The following is a 22482-nucleotide window of genomic DNA, read 5'->3' on the forward strand; positions in this document are numbered from 1 at the left end:
TGCCGGAGGCGATCCGGCCGCGACTTCAGGCGGGTTGTGCGTGAACGGGGATCTCCGGCCGGCTGCGCTTCTCCGGGTAATAGCACATGTAACCGCTCGCGCAGTGGCTCGGCGCGTCGCGCAGTCCGACCGCGCATTCGCGGACTTTCGGCTCCGGTTCGCCGTCCTCGATACGGCGCAATACCTCATGGACGAGTTCGACGCTCTTCACCTTGCGTTCGCTCGCCCCTTCGCGCCCGGCGATCTTCACCGAATGCACGCCCGCCGCGTGCATCGCCGGCATCGCGCACAGGCCGCACGGGCCCCACGGGTAGCCGTTCGGCGCAACCGAAAAACCGTTGCCGAAGCGATACCACAGCCAGCGCTTGTAGTCCTGGTCGTTCTTTTCCAGCCGCCGCAGCGCCCGTTCCGCAGGCGCTTCGCCGCTCGCGGCGCGGTATTCGAACTGGTAGTTGTCGATGCAGATCGGGCCGCCCTTGTTCATCGGCAGATGCACGGTATGGCACGTGCCCTCCTCGAACACGCAGCCGTCGTTGAGGACGAAGGCTTCGATGTCGAGTTCGGGGAGTTCGGTCGCGATCGCGGAGATTTCCGCAACGGTGACGTCGCGCGGCAGGATGATGCGGCGCGCGCCGAGCTGCGCGAAAAAGCGCGCCGATTCGACGTTGCGGCAGGTGGCCACCGAACTGACGTGGATCGGGAGCTCCGGCACGTTCGCCGCGAGCGAGGCGATCAGCGAGATGTCGGCGACGATCGCGGCGTTGCCGCCGATGCTGCGAAAGCGCGCGCCGATTTCGGTCAGCGCGTCCAGATGCTGCTCGCCGTATTGCTGCGCGTTGAGGACGAGGAACACTTCGGCATCGAGCGTGTGCGCCTTGTCGATGACGCGTTCGAGGTCGGCATAGCCGTTGAGGTTGCCGAATACGCGGCGATTGACGCCCGAGGTGTTGAAGCGCCGGACCCAGTCCGGCGGCACGACGCCGCAATAGAGCTCGCGCGCGCCGGCCCGCACCAGCGGTTCGACTTCGGCAGGCGTGCTGATCGGGGCGGTGATTTTCATGCGTGGGGGTTGTTTCACTCTAGGCTCCCGACAGGACAATACGGCTGACCCAGCCCTTCGCTACCGCCTCGGCGATTGCCGCGGTCATGCCCGGCGCGTGCCGGTAATACATCGTGTTGCCGCGCTGCGACGTCTCCAGCTCACGCGTGCCGGGGCGCGCCCCGACTTCGGAGAAGCCGAGGCATTCGCGGCGGCACCGGTGGCCGGGCGAGAATTTTTCCGGCACATCAAGCGCGAGCGAACCGAGCTTGCAGATGCGACCTTTGGCGATGTAGCCGTAGGGCGCGCGCACGCCGACCGGGAAGTCGATGCCGGCATACATGTCGGCTGCGCCGAACGGCGGGAAGTCGAGTTCCAGGCGGCCGATGCCCAAATTGTCGAGGATCTCGCGGAACGGACCGGCGCGCAGGCCGTTCGGGTACATGCGCGCCCACGTCGCGGACGGCAGCCGCGGGTCCTTCAGCATCTTCCCGAGCAGCCGCCCGGCGACCGGCCGCAGACCCGGGAATTCGCGCTGCACGACGCGCGCGACGCCCCAGTCGTTGACGGTCACTTCGGCGCCCGCGGGCAGGCGCGCGAGCGCGGCGCGAAGCGGCTCGAACAGGCTGTCGCAGGCGATCGGCGTGACGAGGCCGAACGTGACTCCCCAGCGCTCGCAGAGGGCCACGGCGCGATCGATCGCCTCGATGCTCGGCAGCAGGTGCTCGCAGAACTCGCTGCCGAGGAAGAAATGCGTCGGCTCGGCGTCGTCGGGCAGCGTGACGCACTGTCGGGCGTCGCCGAGCCGTTCGAGATAGTCGTCGCGCGTGACACGCTCCTGGCGCGCGAACGCGGCCAGCTCACGCTCGTCGACGAGCGCAAAGCCAAGCTCGATCGGGCCAGCCGGAGGTTTTGGCGGAATGGAAAGGTCGGGGTGGGGGTCGGGGTCGGGGTCGGTGTCATGAATCGGTCTCCGCGATTCTTCTGTTTTCGCGCCCCTGCCAGGTGGCAAAGGCCGCGAGGTGGTCGACGAGCCCGCGAAGGCCCGCGTCGGGGTGCTGCATGAGGTGATGCGCGACGATGCCGGTAAAGCGCGCCGCGGCCATGCTCGCGCCGCCCGGGGCTCCGCCGGGCGCGTCGGGACAGGTTCCCCACGCGGCGCCGGCTACGCTCGCCGGGTCAAGCCGCGACCATTGACCGGGAGCGCAGCGCGCATCACCGCTCACCGCGAGCACGCCGGGGTAACGCGCCGGATAGACCGGCGCGCCGCGCGCCGGCGCTGCGGCGACGAGCACCACGCCCTGCCCCACGGCCCGCTCGCAGGCTTCGCGCAGCACGCGGCGGTCGTCGGCAAGGCCGAGGCTCAGGTTGACGACCCGGGCCCCTTCGGCGACGCACCAGTCGATCGCGGCGGCGACGAGGCGCGGCGTCGCGGGTCGGGTAGCGGTGGCGACGCGGGCGTCGAGCAGGCAGGCGGCCGGCGCCGCATCGAGGACCAGCGCGGCGACGCATTCACCGTGCGGCAGCGCACGTCCGTGCGGCGCTTCGCAGCGCACGACCCCATCGGACTCGGCGCCATCGGACTCGGCGCCATCGAAGTCGCCGCTGGCGAACTGCGCCGCGGCGTGCAGCGCCGCCGGCGGCACGCGCTCGAAACCGCCATCGACGACGCCGACGCGCAGTTTCATACGGCCCTCAGCAGCGGCGCCAGCGGTCGCGCCGGCGGCTGCTCGACGAGCGCGCCGTCACGCAGCTCGACGACGCCGTCGAGCTCTCCGACGGATGCGAGGTTGTGCGTGATGACGATGCGGGTACGCCCGGCGAACACGCGGTCGACCGCCATGACGATCGCTTGGGCGACCGGCAGATCGAGCCCGGAGGTTGTCTCGTCGAGGATCAGCACCGCCGGGTCCTGCAGGATCGCGCGGGCGAGCGCGATGCGCAGTCGTTCGCCGCGGGACAGCGCCGACGCCGACGCGCCGACTGCCTTGTCGAGGCCGCCGGCGTGGGCGAAGCGGGCGAGACCGGCGAGATCGAGCGCGCGCAGCAGCGCCGGCTCGTCGGCATCCGGCGCGACGAAGCGCAGGTTGTCGCGCACGCTGCCGGGCATCAGCACCGGGTCCTGGTCGACGACGACGACGCGCCGGCGCAGTTCGGCGAGATCGAGCCGGTCGAGCCGCACCCCGTCGAGCAGGATGTGGCCGGCGCCCGGATCGTAATGACGCTGCAGCAGGTCGATCAGCGTCGATTTGCCGGCCCCGGACGCGCCGATCAGCGCGAGCTTGCGGCCGGCCGGAATGTCGAGCGACGCGCCGTCGAGCACGCGCGCCTCGCCGTAGCCGAAACGCACGTCGACGAGTCGGAGGTCGCCGCGCACCGGCTGCGCGAGCGCGACCGGCTGCGCCGGCGACGTGACCGTCGGCAATTCAGCGGCCAGTTCGCGGATGCGCTGCAGGCTGACTTTCGCCCGCTGCCAGCCCATGAAAACGCCCGCCGCGGTCTGCAGCGGACCGGCCGCACGGGTTGTGTAGGCGATGAACGCGACGACGACGCCGACCGTCAGCTCGCCCGCCGCCGCGAGGCTGCCGCCGACCGCGAACACCAGCAGCACGCCGAGCCCGGACAGGATGCGCTGCACGCCCCCGGCGCCGAGCGAGGCGACCTGCGAGCGGCGCAGCGCCGCGAAATAATCGCCGTGATGCGCGCGCAGCTCCGCCTCCTGCCGCGCGCCGGCATTCGTCGCCTGGATGAACTTCATTGCGCGCAGCGATTCGACGAAAAAACTCGACATCGCCGCGCTCTGCTGCCGCACCGCCTGCGCGCTGCGTTCGAGCCACGGCCGCGACCCGAGCAGCGCCGCGACATGCAGCGGCACCAGCGCGAACACCAGCGCCGTCAGCAGCGGGCTCAGCGACAGCATCAGCGCCAGCGCGACGACCAGCGAGAACGCCGCGTTGAGGAGACCCATCGGCGCGTCGATCGCAAAACGCTGCACCTCGGCGACATCGCCGTCGAGCCGCGACAGGATCTCGCCGCCGCGGGTGCGCGCGTAGTACGTCGGCGCCAGCGTCTGGAGGTGGCGGTAGATCTGCTCGCGCAGGCCGAACAGCACGTGCGCGGACAGCTTCAGATACGCGAGCCGGGAAACGGCCTCGACCGCGACGCCGGCGACAAGCAGCGCGAGGAACACGCCGCACAACTGCAGCACCACGTCCATGCGCCCGCCGACGATGCCGTCGTCGACGAGGCGCTGCGTGAGATATGGCGGCAGCAACGCGGCCCCCGACGCGAGGAAGGACAGCACGACGATGCCCGCTGCCGCGCCCGCGCGCCCGCGCACCGTCGGCCACGCCCACGCGAGCGCCTGCAGCGGCAGCGACCCCTTTTTCCGCAGCGCGATCACGCGGCGGCACTCCTCAGCGCTTCACGACCCGCAGCCATCCGATCGACTGGTCCGCGCCGCCCGGCATCATGATCTCGCCGGTCTTCTCCAGCGTCTCGGCGTCGTGGATGACGATCTTGTCGAGCGCCCCGCCGAGATAGACCTCCTTGCCGTCGCCCGAGATGTTGACCGCGTAGAACGTCTGCTCGAGGTCGACGCGCTTGATCAGCTTGCCGGTTTCGGTATCGACTTTCGACAGCTGGTTCATGACGAGGAAAGCCTCGTTGCGGGCGGCCGGATTGACCACCGACGAGAACATCGCCGTCTGCGCGTTCTCGAACTCGACCGTCTTCAGCGTCTCGGTGTCGAGGTCGAACACCGCGATGCCGGCCTTGAACGCCTCGGCGGAATCGGGCGCGGCATCGGTCTTGGCGACGAAGTACGGAGTGCTCAGCGCGCGCGCCTGCTCGAACGTTCCCCACATCGCCAGGACGTCCGGCTCACCGAGGCCGGGACGGTCCCAGTGGCGGATCGGGAAAGTCTTCTCGATCGTCCCGCTGCGCGTGTTGAACAGATACATGTCCCAGCCGAGCGCGAGCAGGTGATCCTTGTTGCCGGTCGGCGCGAGGAGGCTGATGCGGCGCGGCGCCGGGAACGTGCGGCGCGGTTTCGCGCCCACCCCGTCGGCGGTATCGAACACTGCGATGTAGGTGTCCTCGACCTTGTATTCCGAGCGTCCGAGCACGACCGGCGCCTGGTGCACGTACAGCTCGCGCCCGTCCTCGCTGACGGCGGCGGCAAAAAAGCCCTTGATGCGCTTGCCGGGACTCGAGAAATCGGCGCGGAACACCTGCTTGCCGCTGTCGAGGTCGATGCCGACGACGCTTTCCATGCGGTTGGTCAGCACATAGGCGACCTTGCCGTCCTTCGGCACGGTGATCGTGCCGGGCACGCCGTCGCCGGGGATCGTGATCGAACGCACGACTTCGCGTTTGGCCGGATCGATGACATGCAGGGTGTTCGGCCGCGTCACCGTCAGCAGGTATTCCGCGGCGATCGCGGACGCCGACGCCGCGACACAGCACAGCGCAACGAGCAGTTTCTTCATGATGCTCAATCTCCCGGGAACAGGGTCTGCAGCTCGCGCCAGTCGCGCAGCGCCGAGTTCTTGCCGTCGGTCCAGTCGCGCGCGGAGTTCAGGCCGTCGGCGAGCTGCGCCGGCCACCAGCACGGATCGGTGCAGCCGTAGAGATCCGCCTCCATCGGCTGGCACAGGCTCGCCAGTCCGCCGAACGCGTCGATTTCCCAGCCCGGATCGAAAGTCGTCGTGCAGCCGACGACGCTGCTCATCAGCTGCACTTCCTCGCCGTGGCCTTCCTGCACGGCGTGTTCGAGCAGCTGTGCCTTGTGGTTGAGGGCTCGCAAGCGTTTCATTGTCTGGCACTCCTTTGTCCGTTGGAGGCGTTGAAATACGCCGGATTGGCGATCGCAATCTCGCCGAAGGCTTCGAGGCCGAACGCGATCCAGGCGCGGATCTGCTCGCAGTACTCGAATGTCGGCAGGAACGGGTCGCCGTAGCGGGAATACGATTCGTGGTAGCAGCCGCCGGCGCACAGGCTGCGCGCAGGGCACGTGCGGCACGCAGCATGCGGGTTCTGCGCGGCGCTGACGAAACCGGACAGCGACTCGCGCGCGATGCCGCTCGTCACGTCGCCGAACCCCGAGAAGTCGGAGTCGGAGCCGGTGAAGCGGTGGCACAACGAGATCTTGCCGGTCGTGCCGACCGCGAGCAGGCCGACACCGGCGCCGCACGGCAGCACCTTGCGCGTCCCCATCCACAGGTCGGTCATCAACTGGTGCATGTTGCCGAAGCCGTGGCGCCGGCCGCGCTTGGCTTCGCTGACGTATTCGCGGCCGAGCGCCTGCATCGCCGCGAACACTTCGTCAAGCTCCTGCGGCGACAGCCCGACCGGGGAATCCGGCCCCGCTGTCGCCGGCGCGAAGCCGACCTCGAAGAAGCCGAGCTCGTCGTGCAGGTGCCGGTAAATGCCGGCGACGTCCACGTTGCCCGACGCGAGCGTGACGCGGGCGCCGACCGGGCGCGACTTGTAGCGTTGGAGCAGGCGCTGCACGCGCATCGCGACCGTCTTGTAGGTGCCGCCGCCGGCGATCGTGCGGCGATGCCGGTCGTGCTGCGCTTCGCCGCCGTCGATGCTGACGGTGATGCCGAAGCGGTGCGCGTCAAGGAAATCGATGACATCGTCGGTGAGCAGCGTCGCGTTGGTCGTCAGCGAGAACTCGACGTCCTTGCCAGCGGCCGCGCCCTTCTCTTCGGCGTATTCGACGAGGTCGCGGATCACCGCGATGCGCGTCAGCGGCTCGCCGCCGAAGAACACCACTGCGACGCGCTCGTTCTCGCTCGCTTCGGCAAGCAGCAGGTCGATCGAGCGCGTGCCGGTCTGGTAGTCCATCACCGACGAGTTCTTCGGCGAAGTCAGGTCCTCGCGGTAGCAGTAGCTGCAGCCGAGGTTGCAGCCGGTCGTCAGCGTCAGCACGAGCGTCTTCAGCGGCGAGCGCTCGACCAGCCGCGGCGGGATCTCGTAGTGCTTCGGCTGCGGCGCGACGATCCCCAGCTCGATGAAGTCGCTGAGACTGTCGCACAGCTCGCCCGGCGAATAGCGCCCGTCAAAGCGCGCCTGGATGTCCTCGGCGGCGACTGCGGGCGTCGACTCGAACAGTCCGAGCAGGTCGGTCGCGGCCGGATCGAGCTCGAAGATCGACGTCGTCGGCACGTGCAGCAGGACATGCCGGCCGCCGGAGCGGATCGAACGATAGTTGTGGGCCTGCACCTGTAATGTCGTCACGGGATGTCTCCTTCAGCGCAGCGGTGTCGGGTTCCAGCGCTGCGCAACCACCATCAGCTGGCCCTTGCCGTTCAGCGTCTGGTCGCCGTCGGCAACCGTCGCGATGACGGACAGGTTGCCGACGTTGTTGATGCCGCCGCGTCGCAGCGGATTGGGACCACCGAACGACGGCACGAACTGGCCGTGCGGCGCCATGTGACCGGCGTAGCGCGCGTCCTCGTCGTGGCGCGCCCGGTCGTCGAACGGCTCGGTCGACCACGTCGCGGGGACGCTGCCGAGGCGGATGTCGTCGTCGGTGCCCGGTTTGCCGTCCGCGCCGTTGAGGAAGGCGATGGCGTCGAACTGCGCGCTCATCGGCGCGACAGTGCCGCCGCCGAGCCGCGCGACCGCGAACGCAGGCTCGACGCGCACTGTGTCGAAGCGACGGAACACCGCCACGGTCTGCGCCGACTCGCGGCCGCCGACCACGACCTTGCGCACTCCTTCGGGCGCATCGACCGCGACGCGGACGCGCACCTTCAGCTCGCCGGGCGACTTGCCGAGCCATTCGACGACTTCGATGCCGGGACCGAGGTCGACTTTCGCATCGAGCGCGACGCCGGCGAGCGTCACGTCGGTCGTCGCCCCGTTGCGCAGCATCCGCGGCGTGACCGCGACGAGCTCGTTCTTCACCGCGTCGTCGGCGCGCACCGCTTCGAAGCGGGCCCCGATCTCGTCGGCGCCCTTGAGGAACCAACGTCCCGACATGCGCGAACCATCCGGGCTCAGCGCGAAGATCGAGCGCGTGTCCTCGTTGCCGAGCTTCGCCGAGCCGCGCCATTCATAGCCGGTGTAGACGATCGCGTCGCCCTGCCCGCGCACCGTGTTGCCGGGGCCAAAGCGCAGCTCGTAGCTCACTTCGTAGCGATCCGGCCCGGCGGCCCGGGCTTTCATCGTGCCGGTGTACGCCCCCCAGCCCGGGCGCTCGCCGGCGACGACCCAGCTCCCCGTCGCGGGGCGGTGCTTCGCGCTGCGCCATTCGCGCCAGGCCGGCGTGTCCTTCGGATACAGCGCCGCCAGCCGCGCCGGCAACTGGTCGCGGGCGATCTCCCACCAGTTGCGGTCGCGGCCCATCGCCGAGTATTCCGCGCTCGGGAACTGGCCCAGGTGCGTGTGCATCAGCTTGCGCCATTCGCCCTCGTCGCGCCGCTGCAGCGCGACGCGTCCATAGCTGTGGCAACGGCCGCACATCTGCGCCATCTCCTCGTCGGGTGCGGTGTCCTGCATGTTCGGCCGGCGCTCGGTGAGGGGACGGTAGGGCGCACTCTCCGACGGCGCGAGGCCCTGCCGGTCGGCGAGGTACTTGACGATCGTCTGCCGCTCGCCGGGCGTCAGTTCGACCTTGTGCCAGATGCCCATGCGCACGACCGTCATGTCCCAGCCTTCCGGGCTCTTGCGCATCTCGGAGATGCGCGTCAGCTTGCCGTTGTCCAGGTGACAGGCGCCGCACTTCGCCTCGATCAGCCGCTGTGCCGCGGCGTCACCGTTCGCCGCGTGCGCCGCACCAGCCATGCCCATTGCGACGGCCAGCACGCCGGCGATCCTTGCACCACACTGCATCGCGTCGCGAATCCCGTCGCGAACCCCTTCGCGAAACGCCTCGCTCATTTGCGCCTTCACATCGTCCTCCGTTTCCACCCGTGTGGTTCTTCGTGTTGAGGAATGCTCATCGTTGCGCCTTTCGTCCCTGTCAGTTTCCGCCGGCGCCATCGTCGAGCAGCCCGGCGCGGGCCACCGCGGCGGCTCGCGCCGCATCCGCGGCTTCCGGCCCGATCTCGAGCTGCTTCGCGAGCCGGTTCATCAGGCGGTCCTCCAGCCCGACGAGATCCCCGTCGGCGTAGGCCACCTCCCATAACATCGTCAACACCTCCTGGCGCTCGGCCGCGTCGAAGCCCGCGCGCACCGCTTCGCCGAACTCCCAGTCGTCGAGCACCTCGGCGAACCGTTCATCGGCGACGGCCACGAGCTGGCGTGCGACGTCCTCCGTCAAGCCGAAATGCTCGTGCAGCAGGCGTCCGACGGCCGCGTGTTCCCGCTCGGTGGCGCGGTGGTCGATGTACATCGCTTCGAGCAGCAGGACCGCGACGGCAATATGGCGTCGTTCGAACGGACCGGTTTCCAGCCCTTCGGGCTGGAGCTCGCCGGACAGCAGCGCCATCAGTTTTGTCAGCATGCGGAGGTCTCCACGGAATGTCCTGAATCCTGAATTCTGAGTCAGCGCGCCGACACGAGCCGCTCGACGCCGAGTTGTCCGGCCACGACGACGCCACCGCCGGCCGGGGCTGTCATCACTGCGGCGAGGTTCTGCCGGTCGGGTCGGATTTCCAGCTGCAGCGGGCCGCTGGCGTTGCCGCGCAGCACCACCCCGCCCGCCCCGACGACGATCACGCCGCCATCCGCGGTCGTCATGCCCGCGGTCAGCGACTGGTCGGTGCCGGTATCACGTGCCTGCCAGGTGTCGCCGCCATCCCGGCTCGTGATGACCTTGCCGCTCATGCCGAGCAGCACGACTTCGCCCCCGCTGCGCTCGAATCCGCTCCACAGCGAGCCCGAGACGCCAGTGTCGAGCTTGGTCCAGCTCGCGCCGCGATCGGTCGAGCGGAACGCCAGGCCACTTTCGGCCGCGATGAACAGCGTGCCGTCACGCACCGAGAACACATGGTTGAGGTGCAGATCGGCATCGTGGCCGCTACCCACCGCCATCGGCGCCCAGCTGCGGCCGCCGTCGGTGGTGCGGAACGCCGCGCCGTAGGCACCCGTCGCGTAACCGCGCTGGGCGTCGAGGAAATGCACCGACAGCAACACCGGGCGCTCGTCGAGCACCTCAAGCAGTTTCCAGCTCGCACCGCCGTCGTCGCTGCCGAGGATCACGCCGCCGTGGCCGACTGCCCAGCCGTGGCGTTCGTCGACGAAATGCACGGCGGTGAGCAGCGCACTGACCGGCCCTTCGGCCTGCTGCCACGTGCTGCCGTCGTCGGTCGAGCGCACGACCATGCCGTAGTCGCCGACCGCGACGAGCGCGTTGCCGGCGCGTGCGATGCCGGTCAGCGGCACCTTCGCCGCGAGCCTTGCCTTCATCGCCGGGACGGCCGTCGTGATGCTTTCCGGAGCAGCGGGAGCGGCCACGCAGGCGAGCGCGCCCATCGCCAGGCCCAGCGCCACGATGCCGCGCGCGAATCGGTTCGATCTTTTCACGGGCATCTCCTCAGTGAGCCATCAGCGGCGCGCGAACCGGGCCACGGCGCGGGATCAGCATGTCGATCGTGACTGCCAGCGCCGGCAGCAGGGTGATCGCCATGATCATGTTCATCATGAACATGAAGGTCAGCAGCATCCCCATGTCGGCCTGGAACTTGAGTGCCGAGAACGACCACGTCGCGACGCCGATCGACAGCGTCACCGCGGTGAATACCGTCGCCACGCCGATCTCGCGCAGCGCCTGCTTGAACGCCGTGACAATGTCGTCGCCATGCGCCAGATGCATCTGCAGGCGGTTGTAGATGTAGAACGCGTAGTCGACGCCGATCCCGACTGCCAGCACCATCACCGGCAAGGTCGCCACCGTGAGCCCGATGTCGAGCTCCTTCATGAACCAGTAGCCGAGGAAGGTCGCCAGCGTGAGCGGCACGCAGCACGCGACCATCGCGCGCCAGTCGCGATACACCGCGAACACCAGCACGAGGATCGTCGCATACACGTAGAGCATCATCGGCAGTTCCGAATGCTCGACGACTTCGTTCGTCGCCGCCTGCACGCCGGCGTTGCCGCTCGCCAGCCGCACGGTCACGCCGTCGAACGGCTGCATCTCGCGGAAATGCTTCACCGCGGCGACGACCTCCTTGATCGTCGAGGCCTTGTGGTCGGCGAGGTAGAGATTCACCGGCAACAGCGTGCAGTCGGCGTTGAAGAGCCGCATGCCTTCAGGCACCTGGCGCACCGCTTCGCCAAGCGTCAGTTCCTCGCGCGGCAGCGCGGCCCACTTCGGGTTGCCCTCGTTCACCCCGGACGCCGCGAGCTTCGTCATGCTCGGCAGCGACTGCGCCGACAGCACGCCGGGCACGTTCGCGAGATACCACGTCAACCGGTCGACATAGCTCATGACGTCGTGGCGGTAGCACCCGTCCGCAGGCGATTCGACGACCACCGTCAGCAAGTCGAGACCGAGCCCGTAGCGCCCGACGACCGCTTCGACGTCCTGGTTGTAGCGCGAATCGTCGTGCAGTTCCGGTGCGCCCGGCAGCACGTGGCCGACGTGGCGGCCCTGGCTCTGCCACACCGCGATGCCCATCAGCACCAGGCACACCAGCGTGCCGATCGCGGCGTTCCTCGGGTTCGCGATATGCACGCCGAGCGACGACATCATGCGGTTGCGCATCGCCTCGACCTTGCCTGCACGCAGCACGAAAGCGTCGTCGAAGCGGAAATAGCTCGCGACCACCGGCAGCATGATCAGGTTCGTGACGATCTTGTACGCGACGCCGACCGAGGCGGTGATCGCGAGCTCGCGGATCATCGGGATCGGCACCAGCACCAGTGTGGCGAAGCCGACAAAGGCGGTGATCAGCGCGAGCGTGCCGGGCACCAGCAGGCCGGTGAAGCTGCGGCTCGCGGCGGTGTAGCCGTCCGCGCCGTTGATGACTTCCTTGGCGATGTAATTGACCTGCTGGATGCCGTGCGACACGCCGATCGCGAAGACGAGGAACGGCACCAGGATCGCGAGCGGATCGAGCCCGAAGCCGAGCAGCGTGATCGTGCCGAACTGCCACACCACCGACACCAGCGAGCACACCAGCGGCAGGAAGGTCAGCAGCAGCGAGCGGGTGTACCAGTAGACCGCCGCGGCAGTGAGCAGGAACGCGAGCGCGAAGAACTCGATGACGCTGGTCGCCCCTTCCGAGATGTCTCCCATCTGCTTGGCGAAGCCGATGATGCGGATGCGGATGTCGTCGTCGCTGAAGGTGTCGCGGATTTCGCGCTCGAGGCGCTCGCTGAACTCCTGGTAATTGAGCCGTTCACCGGTCTGCGGATCGGGATCGGCCAGCTCGGCGACGACCATCGCGGACGACGAATCGTTCGCGACGAGGCTGCCGACGAAGCCGCCGACGATCGTACGCTCGCGGATCGCCGCGATGTTGTCGTCGGTCAGGGCCTTGACGGTCACGTCGCCGCCGATCACGTCCTCGGCGCGCATGCCCTCCTCGGTGATCTGCACCGCCCGCGCGTTCGGCGTCCACAGCGACGTCACCGTGCGGCGGTCGACGCCTTTCATGAAGAACACCGCCTGCGTGACGTCGTGGAGTTTCGTCAGCGCCTTCTCGTTCCAGATGTCGCCGTTCTTCGCCTCGACGGTGACGATGATGCGGTTCGCGCCGAACAGCACGTCGCGATACTGGTTGAAAGTCTGGATGTATTCGTGGTCCTGCGGCAGCTGCTTGTCGAAGCCGGCGCTCATCTCGAGGCGGGAAGCGAACACCGCCATCACCACGGTGAAGCCAAGCAGCGCGAGCAGGATGGTCAGGCGGTGCCGGAAGCACGCCTGCTGCAATGCACGCACCAGTGTCTCGATCATGTTGGGTATCCGTCAGGCCGGCACGGCGGAAAGGTTCCGCCGTGCCGGCACTCTCTGGTCAGAACGAACGCGAAATGCTCGCGGACAGGAAGTCGCGGTCGCGCATCAGGTTGTTCGCGCCGCCGCCGGAGAAGTTGACCCACTGGATCGCACCCTTCCAGTTGTCGCGGTAGTTCGCGAACAGCGACAGCGTCAGCGCCTTGCGGCCCTCGACGAACGGCAGGCCGTTCGGGGTCGTGCCATTGACGTCGTGGTACCAGTCGATCTGCGGTGTCAGCGTGACGCCGGTGCCCCAGGCGTTCGGGTAGTTCAGCGCGGCCTCGACGACGTAGCCCCACGAGGTCTTGTCCGGCAACGAATAGTCGGGCAGGAAGTACGGCGTCACACCGCTGCGGTCGAGGCCCGGGTAATGCGCGACCGCGGCCTCGGCGAGGATGAAGCCGTCGACCGCGCCGAGCGCCTTCGCGATGCCGCCGAGCGGGTCGTTGTGCGAGAAGGTGTAGAAGCCGGTGAGGTGGAACTGGTATTTCTCTTCCTCGACGAAACCGGGGTGGCTGCCGTTCTCGAAGCTGCTGAACTTGCCCGCGAATGGCACCGTCGGGTCGACGCCGACGCTGTCGTCGGGCCGGTACGACAATTCGGCGCCGACGGCGATGTTCATCAGCTTGGTGTTCGCCGAGATCGCGTACAGGTCCTTGTCCTCGCCGTATGCGAGGAAATAGCCCGTGACGGCGCCTTCCGGACTGCCGGTGAAGCCGAGGAACGGCAGCTTGTCGTGGTAGCGCTGGTACGTGAATGCGAACTCGGTGTCGATCTCCTCGGCGTTGTAGCGGAAATTCACGCCGTACTGGCCGCTCTTCTTCGGCTCGTCCTGGCCGAGATAGGGAACTGCCAGACCTTCGGCGATGAGATCGGCGTCGGGGAGGCCGGGATCGTCACCGCAGCGCCCGTTCGGCAGCCCTGCACAGGCTCCTACGCCGGCAAAGTCCTCGATGATGCTCGTCGGCACGTACGCGATGCGCCGCCCCTTGCCGAGCACGTCGACTGTCGAGAAGAACGTGCCGGACGGGTCGAACTTGAAGCCGTTCCAGCGCCACTGGTAGTACCCCTCGACGCCGAGCTGCTCGGTCAGGTCCATCGAAGCCGAAATCATCTGCGCCGGGATGAAGATTTCCTTCAGCTGCGTGCCGGGCACGTGGAACTTCTGCAGGTCGATCGCGTTGATCTGATTCACGCCGCCGACGATGAAGATGTCCTCGCCCCACGAGATCACCTGGTTGCCGACTTTCACCTTGCCGCGACGGTCGCCGAGGCTGAACGTCTTCGCGACCCACAGGTCGAGCAGCGTCGCGTCGTCGGTCGCCTCGCTCGCGACGTCGGTGCGCTGCGTGTCGTCGGCTTTCCAGTCGTGGAACCAGTTCACCCGCGCGAGCGCGCTCCAGCCACCGGGGTACTTCAGCGACAGGTCGTGCGTGCCTTTCAGCGCCGCGGAAACGATGTCCCCCTTGTCGTAGTTCAGGTTGCCATCGTCAAACTGGGTGTAGTTGAAGTCGGCGTTCGCGTAGCCCGTGCCGGCGTCGAGGTTATAGACGCGCGACAGTGCATTGTCCGTGCCGTTGTTGCAGCCGCCGCTGTCGTTGCTGATTATCGAGCAGCTCGGCGATTCGAGCCGGCTCGCGACGCCGAACGAAACCGTGCTGTCGAGGCTCCCCGACAGCCCTTCCTCGGAACCGAAGCGGAACGCCTGGCTCTCCGGCGCCCAGCAGGCCGCCGCTACCGACACGGCCAGGATCGACGGCGCGAACGCGCCCCGACGATGCGAAATCGTCTTTGTTTTCATTGATTTTCTCCCTCGAGTGGGCGGCGGTCAGCGTTCGCCGCGGCGACGCATTTCGTCCTGCGTGAAGTTCGCGGCGGTGACCCGGCCGTCCTTCGCGGCAGTCAGGTCGAGCACCTCGCCTTCCGCAGTCCAGTTGTCGACGACGTAGCGGCGCGCGACGAGGTCGTACATCTGCGTCTCGTAGGTGATGCACGCACCGACATCCGGCGCCGCCCACAGGCTGCCTTCCTGCACGCGCCACAGGTTGCCCTTGGCGTCGTACATATCGACCTGCAGCAGGGCCCACGAATCCTCGTCGAAGTGGAACACGCGCTTCGCGAACGAATGACGCTTGTCCGGCTTCACCGTCGCCTCGACGACCCACACGCGGTGCGGCTCGTAGCGCATGAGGTCGCGTTTGACATACTCCTGGCCGAGCATGTCCTTGAATTTCTGAGATTTGTCGATCAGCTTGTACGAGTTGTACGGGACCAGCATCTCCTTCTTCCCGACCAGCTTGTAGTCATAGCGGTCGAGCGCGCCGGTGAACATGTTGATCTGATCGACGAAATACAGGTTGTCGAAGCCGGCGACCTGGTTGTCGTAGGCGAAGGTCGGCGAACGGCGCACGCGGCGCTGGCCGGGGAAATAGATCCAGGCGTCCTGCGGCTTGTCGATATACGAGTGGATCAGGTAGCCCTCGCCGGCGCGCGACGGCGGCGTCAGCACGTCATACAGCAGCTTCGATTCGATGCCGGCGACGTCCGCCGGACCCGTCACCTTCGGGTCGTTGAACGGATACATCTCGTACGCCCACTGCTTGTTCTCGACGTAGGAACCGTCCTTCTCGGGCATCAAGGCCGCGATCTGCGCGCGCCGGCCGAGCCCCGTGTAGCGCAGCTTGAAGTTCCACATCGCTTCGGCGCCGGTCTTCGGAATCGGGAACGGAATGCCGGCGCCGAACACCTGTTCGAGCTGCCAGCCGTCGCCGCCGAGCTTCGCGGCCGTCGCGTTCTTCTTCGTCTGCTCCGCGACGAAATCCGGCACCGGACAGCTGCGGCGGCTCGGATACACGTCCATCCGGTAGCCCTTGTAGGCCTTGATCAGCGCAAGCTGCCCGGCCGACAGCTTGTCGGCGTATTTGTCGACGTTCGCAGCATCGATCGAATAGAGCGGCTTGTCATCCTTGAATGGGTCGAGGTGACCCGGCTTCCAGCCCGCGGGCACTTTCGTCATGCCGCCGGTCCAGGCGGGAATCGAGCCGTCCTTGTTGGCCGCGGCTTCGGCGCCGACCGGCGTCAGGTTCTTGCCGAGTGCGGCAGCCTCCGCGTCGGTGGCCGCTGCCCGCACCACCGAGCTGCCGACAAGGGCCGCCACGGCGAGACAGATAAGGCCCAGGCGGGGTGGTTTGATGGTCGTTCTGGTCACGTTCGTCTCCTCGCTTTTTGTATGTGTTGCCGGTGCTTCTGCTGCCTTCACGTTCTCGATGACGTGTTGTCCTGCTGGCTTGGCGGATTGTATGAACGGCCCTTCAGCGAGCGTTATCCGAAATCGGCAAACGCAAATTCCCTTGCTCAGCTGCCCTGCCCGGAGCCGGAACGGGCGGGTGACCTGCACGACCGGCGACGAACCCCAGCCCCGCTCCGGGCAACTCTCACAAATCGCGATACACGAAACAACGGAAAACGCTTGTTCGCCGTGTGGATTTGGGATTAGTCTGAAAAATATAAAGAAAACATCATCAGAACACTTTCCGGTCAGGAGACAGACCGAATGGAAGCTCTTGCAATGACGGCGGAAAGCGACGACCCGGCGCTCGCCGGCGACGACGCCTTTTCCGCCGTCCAGCTCGACACGCGCGACGCCGACGACCACGCATCCTGCCTTCAGCACTGGCGGCAGCGCTACGACCAGCTGTCGGCGGGTGCATTCGCCGGCAAGTTCGAGGAGTTCTGGTTCGGCAACGTCCAGGTCTTTCGCGAACGCACGAATCAGGTCGTGCACGAAATCGGCAGCGCGTGGGAAGGTTCGCGCACGGTGGGCGTGCCGGTCGCGCTGGACGGCACCGGCTGGTACTGCGGCGAAGCCTGCGGGCTGGATTCGCTGATCACGCTGCGCGGCGGCGACGATCTCGACTACCGCACCCCGCGCGTGCACGACGTCGTCGCGGTCACGACCGACACCCAGGCGTTCAGCGACTACGCGGCACAGGTCGAACACCGCGACATCGAAGCCGAAATCGGCAACCGCCGGGTCATCGCCGCGACGCCCGAACAGGCCACGACACTCCGATCCTTTCTGCTGACGGTGATCTCCAGCCTCGAAGCGACGCCGGAACTGCTCCGGCACCCACAGATGCGCAAGGGCCTCGAGCAGGCGATCTACGCGAGCCTCCTCGCGGCCATCAGCGGTGCGCCGGACGCCGCGCGGGCGCCTACGCCGGGACGCGGCCGGCAACTCATCGTCGATCGCGCGCGCGAATACATGAGCGCCCACATCGACGAGCCGATCACGGTCGCGGACCTGTGCACCGAGCTCGAGGTCTCACGGCGCACGCTGCAATACAGCTTCCAGGACATCCTCAACCTGAACCCCGTCAGCTTCCTGCGCGCCCTGCGCCTGAACGGCGTGCGCCGTGCGCTGAAGAATGCGGAGCACGGCCATGCCGCAGTCGCCGACATTGCCGCGCAGTGGGGTTTCTGGCACCTGTCGCACTTCGCGGCGGACTATCGCACGATGTTCGGCGAACTTCCGTCGGAGACGCTGCGCAGCACCGGTTCCAGTGCGAACCGGGCGAGCTGCGCCCTGGGCGGCACTGCTTAAGGTTCCGGCGATCGTCCGCTCCACGCCTGCGCCCATCGCCCGTGACGGGGCCAGCGATCACGTCATGACACCCTGAAGCGCCTCACATCCTGCAGCAGGTTTTCGGCGAGGCTCTCGAGCCGGTCCGCGGTGTGATGGCTTTCTGCTGCGGTGGCCGAGTTCTCGTCGGCCATCCGGGCGATGGTCTCGACATTCTTCGCGATCTCCGTCGACGCGGCGCTCTGCTCGCGCAGCGCGTCCGAAATCTCGCCCACGGTGTCGACGACGCGGCGCGCCGCATCGCGCAGATGCGCCATTGCCTCGCCGGCCCGCTGCGCGCGCTCGACGCCGGCATTCACCTGGCTCACGCCTTGGTGCATGCGCTGCACCGACTCGCGCGCACCGGCCTGGATCGACTGGACCATGCCGGCGATTTCCTGCGTCGACTGTGTCGTGCGCTCCGCGAGCTTGCGCACCTCGTCGGCAACGACCGCGAAGCCGCGCCCCTGCTCGCCCGCTCGGGCGGCCTCGATCGCGGCATTCAGCGCCAGCAGGTTCGTCTGGTCGGCAATCTCCTTGATGACATCGACGATGGCCGAAATCCGCTCGGAGCTGCGGCCGAGATTCTCGATCGTGCGCGCCGAAGACCCGACCGTCTCGGCGATATCGCCGATCTCGCGGACCACCTCCGCGACGATCTCGCCGCTTTCGCGCGACAGCTTGCCGGACTCCTGCGCGAGCTCGTTGGCGGCGCCGGCGTTGGTCGAGATGTGCTCGATGCCGACGGTCATCTGCTCGACCGCCGCAGCCATGCTCGACGCCGCTTCGCTCTGGCTCGCCGACGCGCGGTCGATCTGCTGCGACGACTCGACCATCCCCCTCGCGGTATCCGCAACGTGCCCGGAATTGCTCTGGATGTTCGAGATCAGCTTGCGCATCTCGACCGCCATATCGTTGAAACTGCTGGCGACCAGACACAACTCGTCGCGGGCCTTGAGCTCGATCCGGGTCGTCAGATCGCCCGCGGCGAAGTGGCGGCTGCCCTCGGCGAGGCGACGCACACTGCCCATGACTGACAGGTACGCGCCGACCGAGAAATAGGCGACGAGGGCAAGCCCCGCCAGCAGAACCGCGAGGTTGAAGTAAAGCATGCGCTGCGCTTCGGCGATCCGCTGGCGCAGCAGCTCGTCGAGCGTCGGCAGGAGGATCTCGTGCATCTGCGCATAGCCGACGCCGATCGTTTCCGTCGCCATCTCGTAAAACCGCTCCGCGGGCATGCTCGACGCATTGCCGCCGACGATGTCCGCCACGACGGCCTGGGTGCGGTCGAGCTTCTCTTTCAGTGCATCCCGTGTCGCATCGAGCTTCGGCTTGAGGTCCGGGCGACTCACCGTGATCTTGCCGATGTTCGATTCGAGATCGCGCATCGCGACGCTCACGTCGCCGGAGATCACGCCGATGTCGACGCGCGCCGCGTCGTCGGCGTCGCCCCGCGCGAGCACCCCTGCCCCCTTGGCGCGCAGCTGGCCCGTGCGCTCGAGCAGGTAAGGCATCCGGACGACCGCGGTGGACATCAGGTAGAAGCTTTCCTGCTCGGGGTCGAACGTCAGTCCGTATTCGTCCGCGAGCGAGATCTGGAACGCCAGCAACCGGCCGATCATCGCGGTATGCACAGTGACGCTTTGGGACTGCGTCCAGCTCAGGCCCTCGCTCGTGATCAGCTTCCACTGGCTCTGGACGGATTGCCATTCTCCAGAGCGGCGGTCGGTCTCCGGCAGCGCTTCCTCTAGCGCCACTATCGCCCGATTCACCTCGTCCTCTTTCGCCGCCCGCCGGGCACCCATCGCCGAAGCGCCCCCGAGCAGCGAGGAAGACAGGCCGCGATGTTGCTGCATCAGCTCGACGGCTTTCGACAAGTGCCGCGACAGGCTCGATGCGACAAGCTCACGACGGGTGCGTTCGGCTGTCTCGTTGAGTTCGTTGGCGAGCGTCAGCATCAGGCTCGCGAAGGCAACAAGGATGATGACTCCGAGCAAGCCGAATTTAAACGGATAGCTCAGGCGATTCATCATCGCTTCAGCGGGCGCAAATAATGTCTTCACGATTTCGTTCCTGGATGTTCGCCCGACCTCACGGCACGCAGGCAAACGACAAAGTATAGGACGCCGGCGCCTGCACGTGATCTGATTGACATCCTCCCCCACCTCTCGCTAACGCTCGCCGGCCTTGAGGCCGGAAAGGAGGGGGATTCCTACGGCGCTATACGCTGAACTGTATAGTCGCTTCGGTGGGTTCTTGGCCCGACGCCCTGACTTCAGGCGAAGTATCTGCACAAGCTAACCGGGCGTGTCCCGCCCTTAGCACATTGATCGCGCCGACCACATCGGCGTTCTCCTCGAAACCGCATTCGACGCACAGAAACCGCGCCTGCGTCTGGCGGTTGTCCGCCGATACATGGCCGCAGCACGGACAAGTGCGACTGGTGTTGCGTGGCGGCACGGCGATGAGGTGTCCGCCGTTCCACGCCGGCTTGTAGTCCAGTTGTCGTCGGAACTCGGCCCAGCCTTGATCGAGGATGGCTTTGTTCAGGCCGGATTTGGCCCGAACCTGTTTTCCCGGTTGCTCGCTACTGCCTGCTGCCGACCTGGACATGTTCCGTACCTGCAAATCCTCGATACACACCATCGCGTGGTTTTGGCTGATCGTGGTCGTGGCTTTGTGCAGGAAGTCGCGGCGGGCGTTGCCGATGCGGGAATGGATACGCTGGACGCGGACTTTCGCCTTCTTCCAGTTGTTGCTGAACTTGGTCTTGCGGCTCATCACCCGCTGCGCGCGACGCAAAGCGGTTTCGTGTCGCTTGAAGCTGTGGAGCGGCGCGTAGAACGTGCCGTCCGACAGCGTGGCGAAGCGGGCAATGCCCATGTCGATGCCGACCGCGCCGTCATGTGGCAGTTGGGTTTCAACGTCGCGGCGCGTCTGAATGCTGACGAACCATTTGCCGCCGCTCAGGCTGACCGTGACGTTGCGCAGCTCGCCCAGCGCTTCCCGACTGTTGCGGTAACGCAGCCAGCCCAGTTTGGGCAGAAAAATGCGGCCGTTGGCCTGATCGAGCTTGATCTGTTTCGGGTCGGGATAGCGGAAGCTGTCGCGCTGCCCCTTGCGCTTGAAGCGCGGGAAGTCGGCCCGTTTCTCGAAGAAGTTCTTGTAGGCTTTTTCGAGGTCTTTGAGGGCGTGTTGCAACGGATGGACGGGCGCATCCTTCAGCCAGAATGTCTCCAAGCTGTTGCGCCACGCCGTCAGATGCTTCGCCATCGCGACATAGCCGATGAACTTGCCGCCGGCCTCGTAGTTCTCTTTCTGCAACGCCAGCGCCTTGTTGAACACGAACCGGCACGAGCCTGCGAAGCGGCGCATCTGGTGCTGCTGCTCGCCGGTCGGCATCAGCTCGAATTTGAAGGCTTGGAGACGTTGCATGCGAAAAGACTATCTCAAAACTCCACCGCCGCAAAGGACGCCTGCGGCGTCCGCGCTATCCTTCCCCGGCCTGAAGGGCGAGGTTTGCCGCGCAACTGATCTGAATCAAGCAGCACCGCACGAAGGGCATCCGAACGAAGTCCGCCCGCCGCCGGCGCAAGCGCCCGGAGGGAAAACAGCCGGCGGAGGCGATATAATCGGACCGCTCGAAGGTGCCGCGACGATCGATGTCGCGGAGAATCGGGAAGCAGGTGAAATTCCTGCGCTGCCCCCGCAACGGTAGATGCGCGCCTTGCGCAAAGCCCGGAGACCGGCCTTCCTGATGGTGACTGCGTTGCGGGCCGGCCGCGCAGCACGCGCCTTGTGCCCGTGCCAGCCCCGCATTCGACAACCTTTGCGCGGGATTCAATGGGCTCACCAGGTTCTCAATTCCCCCGGTCCGGCAGCCGTACAGCCCGGCAGCGGTTCTCGTCGGTCCACTGGGGACCGCTGGCTTTCGTCGCCGGCGCCCATGCGGCCGGACTGCTCGCGCTGTCGGGTCTCGGCGGCCCCGCGCCGGCACAGGTTCCACCCGCTGCGCCGGCGACCCTCAGCGTGCGCCTGATTGCCCCGCCAGCGCCGGTAATGCCCACAGCGGTGATGCCCCCGTCCGTGATGCCTGCCCCCGTCGCTGCGCCGCCTGCGAAGGTCACGCCGCCCAGCCCAATCGCAAAACCGGCCATACGCTCCACGCCCGGCACACCGCCACCCAAGGCGACGCCGCCCCGCCCGGCTACGGAAATCGTCCCGCCCGCAGAGGCATCGCCACGTCACGACAACGTCCCTCCCGACAACCCGCCCCGGCCCGTCGCGCAGGCAACGCCATCGTCCACGCACCCGGGCAGCGCAGCGGTCCCCGGCATCCCATCCGCGGCAACCACCCCACCCGCCCCGCCACCGACGACCGTTGCCTTGATTCCGGCGAGCTTCGACGCCGCCTATCTGCATAATCCGGCGCCCACCTACCCGCGCGCGTCACGGCGACGCGGCGACGAAGGGAAAGTCGTGCTCAGGGTGCATGTACTCGGGGACGGGAGCGCGGACGCGGTGGAAGTGGCGGAAAGCAGCGGTCATTCGCGCCTGGACGACGCCGCGCGCGAGGCCGTGCGCAACTGGCGTTTCACGCCTGCCCAGCGGGGGGAGGCGCGGGTCGACAGCTGGCTGCGGGTTCCGATCGTGTTCCGTCTCGACGATTGAGCGCGCCAGCAGTGCCGCGCCAGCAGTGCCATTATGCCGGCGCGTCGAAACCGGCATCCTCGACCGCCTCGCGCAGTTGCTGCTCGGAAACCGTTGCCGGGTCGTACTGCACGCGCGCCTGCGCGGATTCCAGCGACACATCTGCATCCGTGACGCCGGGGAGCGACTTCAGCGCCGCCGTGACGCTGCGCACGCACCCGCCACAGCTCATTCCTTCGACCCTGATTACCGTTTCAACCATCACGAATTCTCCTGTCC

General features: G+C 67.1%; 18 protein-coding genes and 1 riboswitch. Of the genes, 2 read left to right on the plus strand and 16 right to left on the minus strand.

Annotated features, from left to right (window positions below; all coding sequences use genetic code 11):
- Positions 1 to 25: 25 nt before the first annotated feature.
- The 13 genes from GO606_RS05035 to GO606_RS05095 all read right to left on the minus strand — a co-directional run bounded on the left by GO606_RS05035 (position 26) and on the right by GO606_RS05095 (position 16140).
- Entirely contained in the window at positions 26 to 1060 is a 1035-nt protein-coding gene (locus GO606_RS05035) for a U32 family peptidase (protein ID WP_169120584.1), read from the minus strand.
- Between the two features lie 19 nt (positions 1061 to 1079).
- Positions 1080 to 2051, minus strand: coding sequence for a hypothetical protein (locus GO606_RS05040; protein WP_246979385.1), 972 nt, complete (start codon positions 2049 to 2051; stop codon positions 1080 to 1082).
- Positions 1999 to 2727 carry a subtilisin-like serine protease QhpE gene (gene qhpE, locus GO606_RS05045; RefSeq protein WP_169119815.1) on the minus strand — a complete coding sequence of 243 codons (729 nt, stop codon included), beginning with the start codon at positions 2725 to 2727 and terminating at the stop codon, positions 1999 to 2001. Before qhpE ends, GO606_RS05040 begins: the two co-directional genes overlap by 53 nt.
- Positions 2724 to 4442, minus strand: coding sequence for an ABC transporter ATP-binding protein (locus GO606_RS05050; protein ID WP_169119814.1), 1719 nt, complete (start codon positions 4440 to 4442; stop codon positions 2724 to 2726). Before GO606_RS05050 ends, qhpE begins: the two co-directional genes overlap by 4 nt.
- A 13-nt stretch (positions 4443 to 4455) precedes the next feature.
- Positions 4456 to 5529 (minus strand): quinohemoprotein amine dehydrogenase subunit beta, encoded by a 1074-nt coding sequence (gene peaD / locus GO606_RS05055; protein WP_169119813.1) that lies wholly within the window; start codon positions 5527 to 5529, stop codon positions 4456 to 4458.
- 5 nt (positions 5530 to 5534) lie between these two features.
- Positions 5535 to 5855: a quinohemoprotein amine dehydrogenase subunit gamma gene (gene qhpC, locus GO606_RS05060; RefSeq protein WP_169119812.1), complete on the minus strand. Its 321-nt coding sequence runs from the start codon at positions 5853 to 5855 to the stop codon at positions 5535 to 5537.
- The gene (peaB, locus tag GO606_RS05065; protein WP_169119811.1) at positions 5852 to 7285 is read right to left on the minus strand and encodes a quinohemoprotein amine dehydrogenase maturation protein; all 1434 of its coding nucleotides are present in this window, start codon (positions 7283 to 7285) and stop codon (positions 5852 to 5854) included. Before peaB ends, qhpC begins: the two co-directional genes overlap by 4 nt.
- Before the next feature lie 12 nt (positions 7286 to 7297).
- Complete coding sequence (gene peaA, locus GO606_RS05070; protein ID WP_246979387.1) at positions 7298 to 8932, minus strand: quinohemoprotein amine dehydrogenase subunit alpha; 1635 nt, start codon at positions 8930 to 8932, stop codon at positions 7298 to 7300.
- An 82-nt stretch (positions 8933 to 9014) separates the two neighbouring features.
- Positions 9015 to 9497, minus strand: a complete 483-nt coding sequence (locus GO606_RS05075; RefSeq protein ID WP_169119809.1) for a tellurite resistance TerB family protein — start codon at positions 9495 to 9497, stop codon at positions 9015 to 9017.
- Positions 9498 to 9538: 41 nt separating this feature from the next.
- Positions 9539 to 10525 carry a WD40/YVTN/BNR-like repeat-containing protein gene (locus tag GO606_RS05080; protein WP_211166765.1) on the minus strand — a complete coding sequence of 329 codons (987 nt, stop codon included), beginning with the start codon at positions 10523 to 10525 and terminating at the stop codon, positions 9539 to 9541.
- Between the two features lie 4 nt (positions 10526 to 10529).
- Positions 10530 to 12893: an efflux RND transporter permease subunit gene (locus GO606_RS05085; RefSeq protein ID WP_169119807.1), complete on the minus strand. Its 2364-nt coding sequence runs from the start codon at positions 12891 to 12893 to the stop codon at positions 10530 to 10532.
- A gap of 58 nt (positions 12894 to 12951) precedes the next feature.
- Entirely contained in the window at positions 12952 to 14733 is a 1782-nt protein-coding gene (locus tag GO606_RS05090; protein ID WP_169119806.1) for a DUF1302 domain-containing protein, read from the minus strand.
- A 27-nt stretch (positions 14734 to 14760) separates the two neighbouring features.
- Positions 14761 to 16140 (minus strand): DUF1329 domain-containing protein, encoded by a 1380-nt coding sequence (locus GO606_RS05095; protein ID WP_169119805.1) that lies wholly within the window; start codon positions 16138 to 16140, stop codon positions 14761 to 14763.
- A 345-nt stretch (positions 16141 to 16485) separates the two neighbouring features.
- Between GO606_RS05095 and GO606_RS05100 the strand changes: the two genes are divergently transcribed.
- The gene (locus GO606_RS05100) at positions 16486 to 17535 is read left to right on the plus strand and encodes a helix-turn-helix domain-containing protein (RefSeq protein WP_169119804.1); all 1050 of its coding nucleotides are present in this window, start codon (positions 16486 to 16488) and stop codon (positions 17533 to 17535) included.
- A 62-nt stretch (positions 17536 to 17597) separates the two neighbouring features.
- On the opposite strand, the gene GO606_RS05105 is transcribed toward GO606_RS05100, so the two are convergent.
- Both GO606_RS05105 and GO606_RS05110 read right to left on the minus strand, forming a co-directional pair.
- Complete coding sequence (locus GO606_RS05105) at positions 17598 to 19616, minus strand: methyl-accepting chemotaxis protein (protein WP_169119803.1); 2019 nt, start codon at positions 19614 to 19616, stop codon at positions 17598 to 17600.
- A gap of 157 nt (positions 19617 to 19773) precedes the next feature.
- Complete coding sequence (locus GO606_RS05110) at positions 19774 to 20988, minus strand: RNA-guided endonuclease InsQ/TnpB family protein (protein WP_169119802.1); 1215 nt, start codon at positions 20986 to 20988, stop codon at positions 19774 to 19776.
- A 193-nt stretch (positions 20989 to 21181) separates the two neighbouring features.
- A riboswitch (cobalamin riboswitch) is annotated at positions 21182 to 21321 on the plus strand.
- Between the two features lie 618 nt (positions 21322 to 21939).
- Here GO606_RS05110 and GO606_RS05115 point away from each other — a divergent pair.
- On the plus strand, positions 21940 to 22224 hold the full coding sequence (locus GO606_RS05115) for an energy transducer TonB (protein WP_169119034.1): 285 nt from the start codon (positions 21940 to 21942) through the stop codon (positions 22222 to 22224).
- A gap of 31 nt (positions 22225 to 22255) precedes the next feature.
- Here GO606_RS05115 and GO606_RS05120 read toward each other — a convergent pair whose 3' ends face one another.
- Positions 22256 to 22465 (minus strand): heavy-metal-associated domain-containing protein, encoded by a 210-nt coding sequence (locus tag GO606_RS05120; RefSeq protein WP_169119028.1) that lies wholly within the window; start codon positions 22463 to 22465, stop codon positions 22256 to 22258.
- Between the last annotated feature and the right edge of the window lie 17 nt (positions 22466 to 22482).

This window comes from Aromatoleum anaerobium, from assembly GCF_012910705.2.
GTDB lineage: Bacteria > Pseudomonadota > Gammaproteobacteria > Burkholderiales > Rhodocyclaceae > Aromatoleum > Aromatoleum anaerobium.

What these genes read in the sequence shown, in the direction of transcription:
- GO606_RS05035 (WP_169120584.1), bottom strand. Translation starts at nt 1,060, where the DNA reads ATGAAAATCACCGCCCCGATCAGCACGCCTGCCGAAGTCGAACCGCTG.
- qhpE (WP_169119815.1), bottom strand. Translation starts at nt 2,727, where the DNA reads ATGAAACTGCGCGTCGGCGTCGTCGATGGCGGTTTCGAGCGCGTGCCG.
- peaD (WP_169119813.1), bottom strand. Translation starts at nt 5,529, where the DNA reads ATGAAGAAACTGCTCGTTGCGCTGTGCTGTGTCGCGGCGTCGGCGTCC.
- qhpC (WP_169119812.1), bottom strand. Translation starts at nt 5,855, where the DNA reads ATGAAACGCTTGCGAGCCCTCAACCACAAGGCACAGCTGCTCGAACAC.
- peaA (WP_246979387.1), bottom strand. Translation starts at nt 8,932, where the DNA reads ATGAGCGAGGCGTTTCGCGAAGGGGTTCGCGACGGGATTCGCGACGCG.
- GO606_RS05075 (WP_169119809.1), bottom strand. Translation starts at nt 9,497, where the DNA reads ATGCTGACAAAACTGATGGCGCTGCTGTCCGGCGAGCTCCAGCCCGAA.
- GO606_RS05080 (WP_211166765.1), bottom strand. Translation starts at nt 10,525, where the DNA reads ATGCCCGTGAAAAGATCGAACCGATTCGCGCGCGGCATCGTGGCGCTG.
- GO606_RS05085 (WP_169119807.1), bottom strand. Translation starts at nt 12,893, where the DNA reads ATGATCGAGACACTGGTGCGTGCATTGCAGCAGGCGTGCTTCCGGCAC.
- GO606_RS05090 (WP_169119806.1), bottom strand. Translation starts at nt 14,733, where the DNA reads ATGAAAACAAAGACGATTTCGCATCGTCGGGGCGCGTTCGCGCCGTCG.
- GO606_RS05100 (WP_169119804.1), top strand. Translation starts at nt 16,486, where the DNA reads ATGGAAGCTCTTGCAATGACGGCGGAAAGCGACGACCCGGCGCTCGCC.
- GO606_RS05110 (WP_169119802.1), bottom strand. Translation starts at nt 20,988, where the DNA reads ATGCAACGTCTCCAAGCCTTCAAATTCGAGCTGATGCCGACCGGCGAG.
- GO606_RS05120 (WP_169119028.1), bottom strand. Translation starts at nt 22,465, where the DNA reads ATGGTTGAAACGGTAATCAGGGTCGAAGGAATGAGCTGTGGCGGGTGC.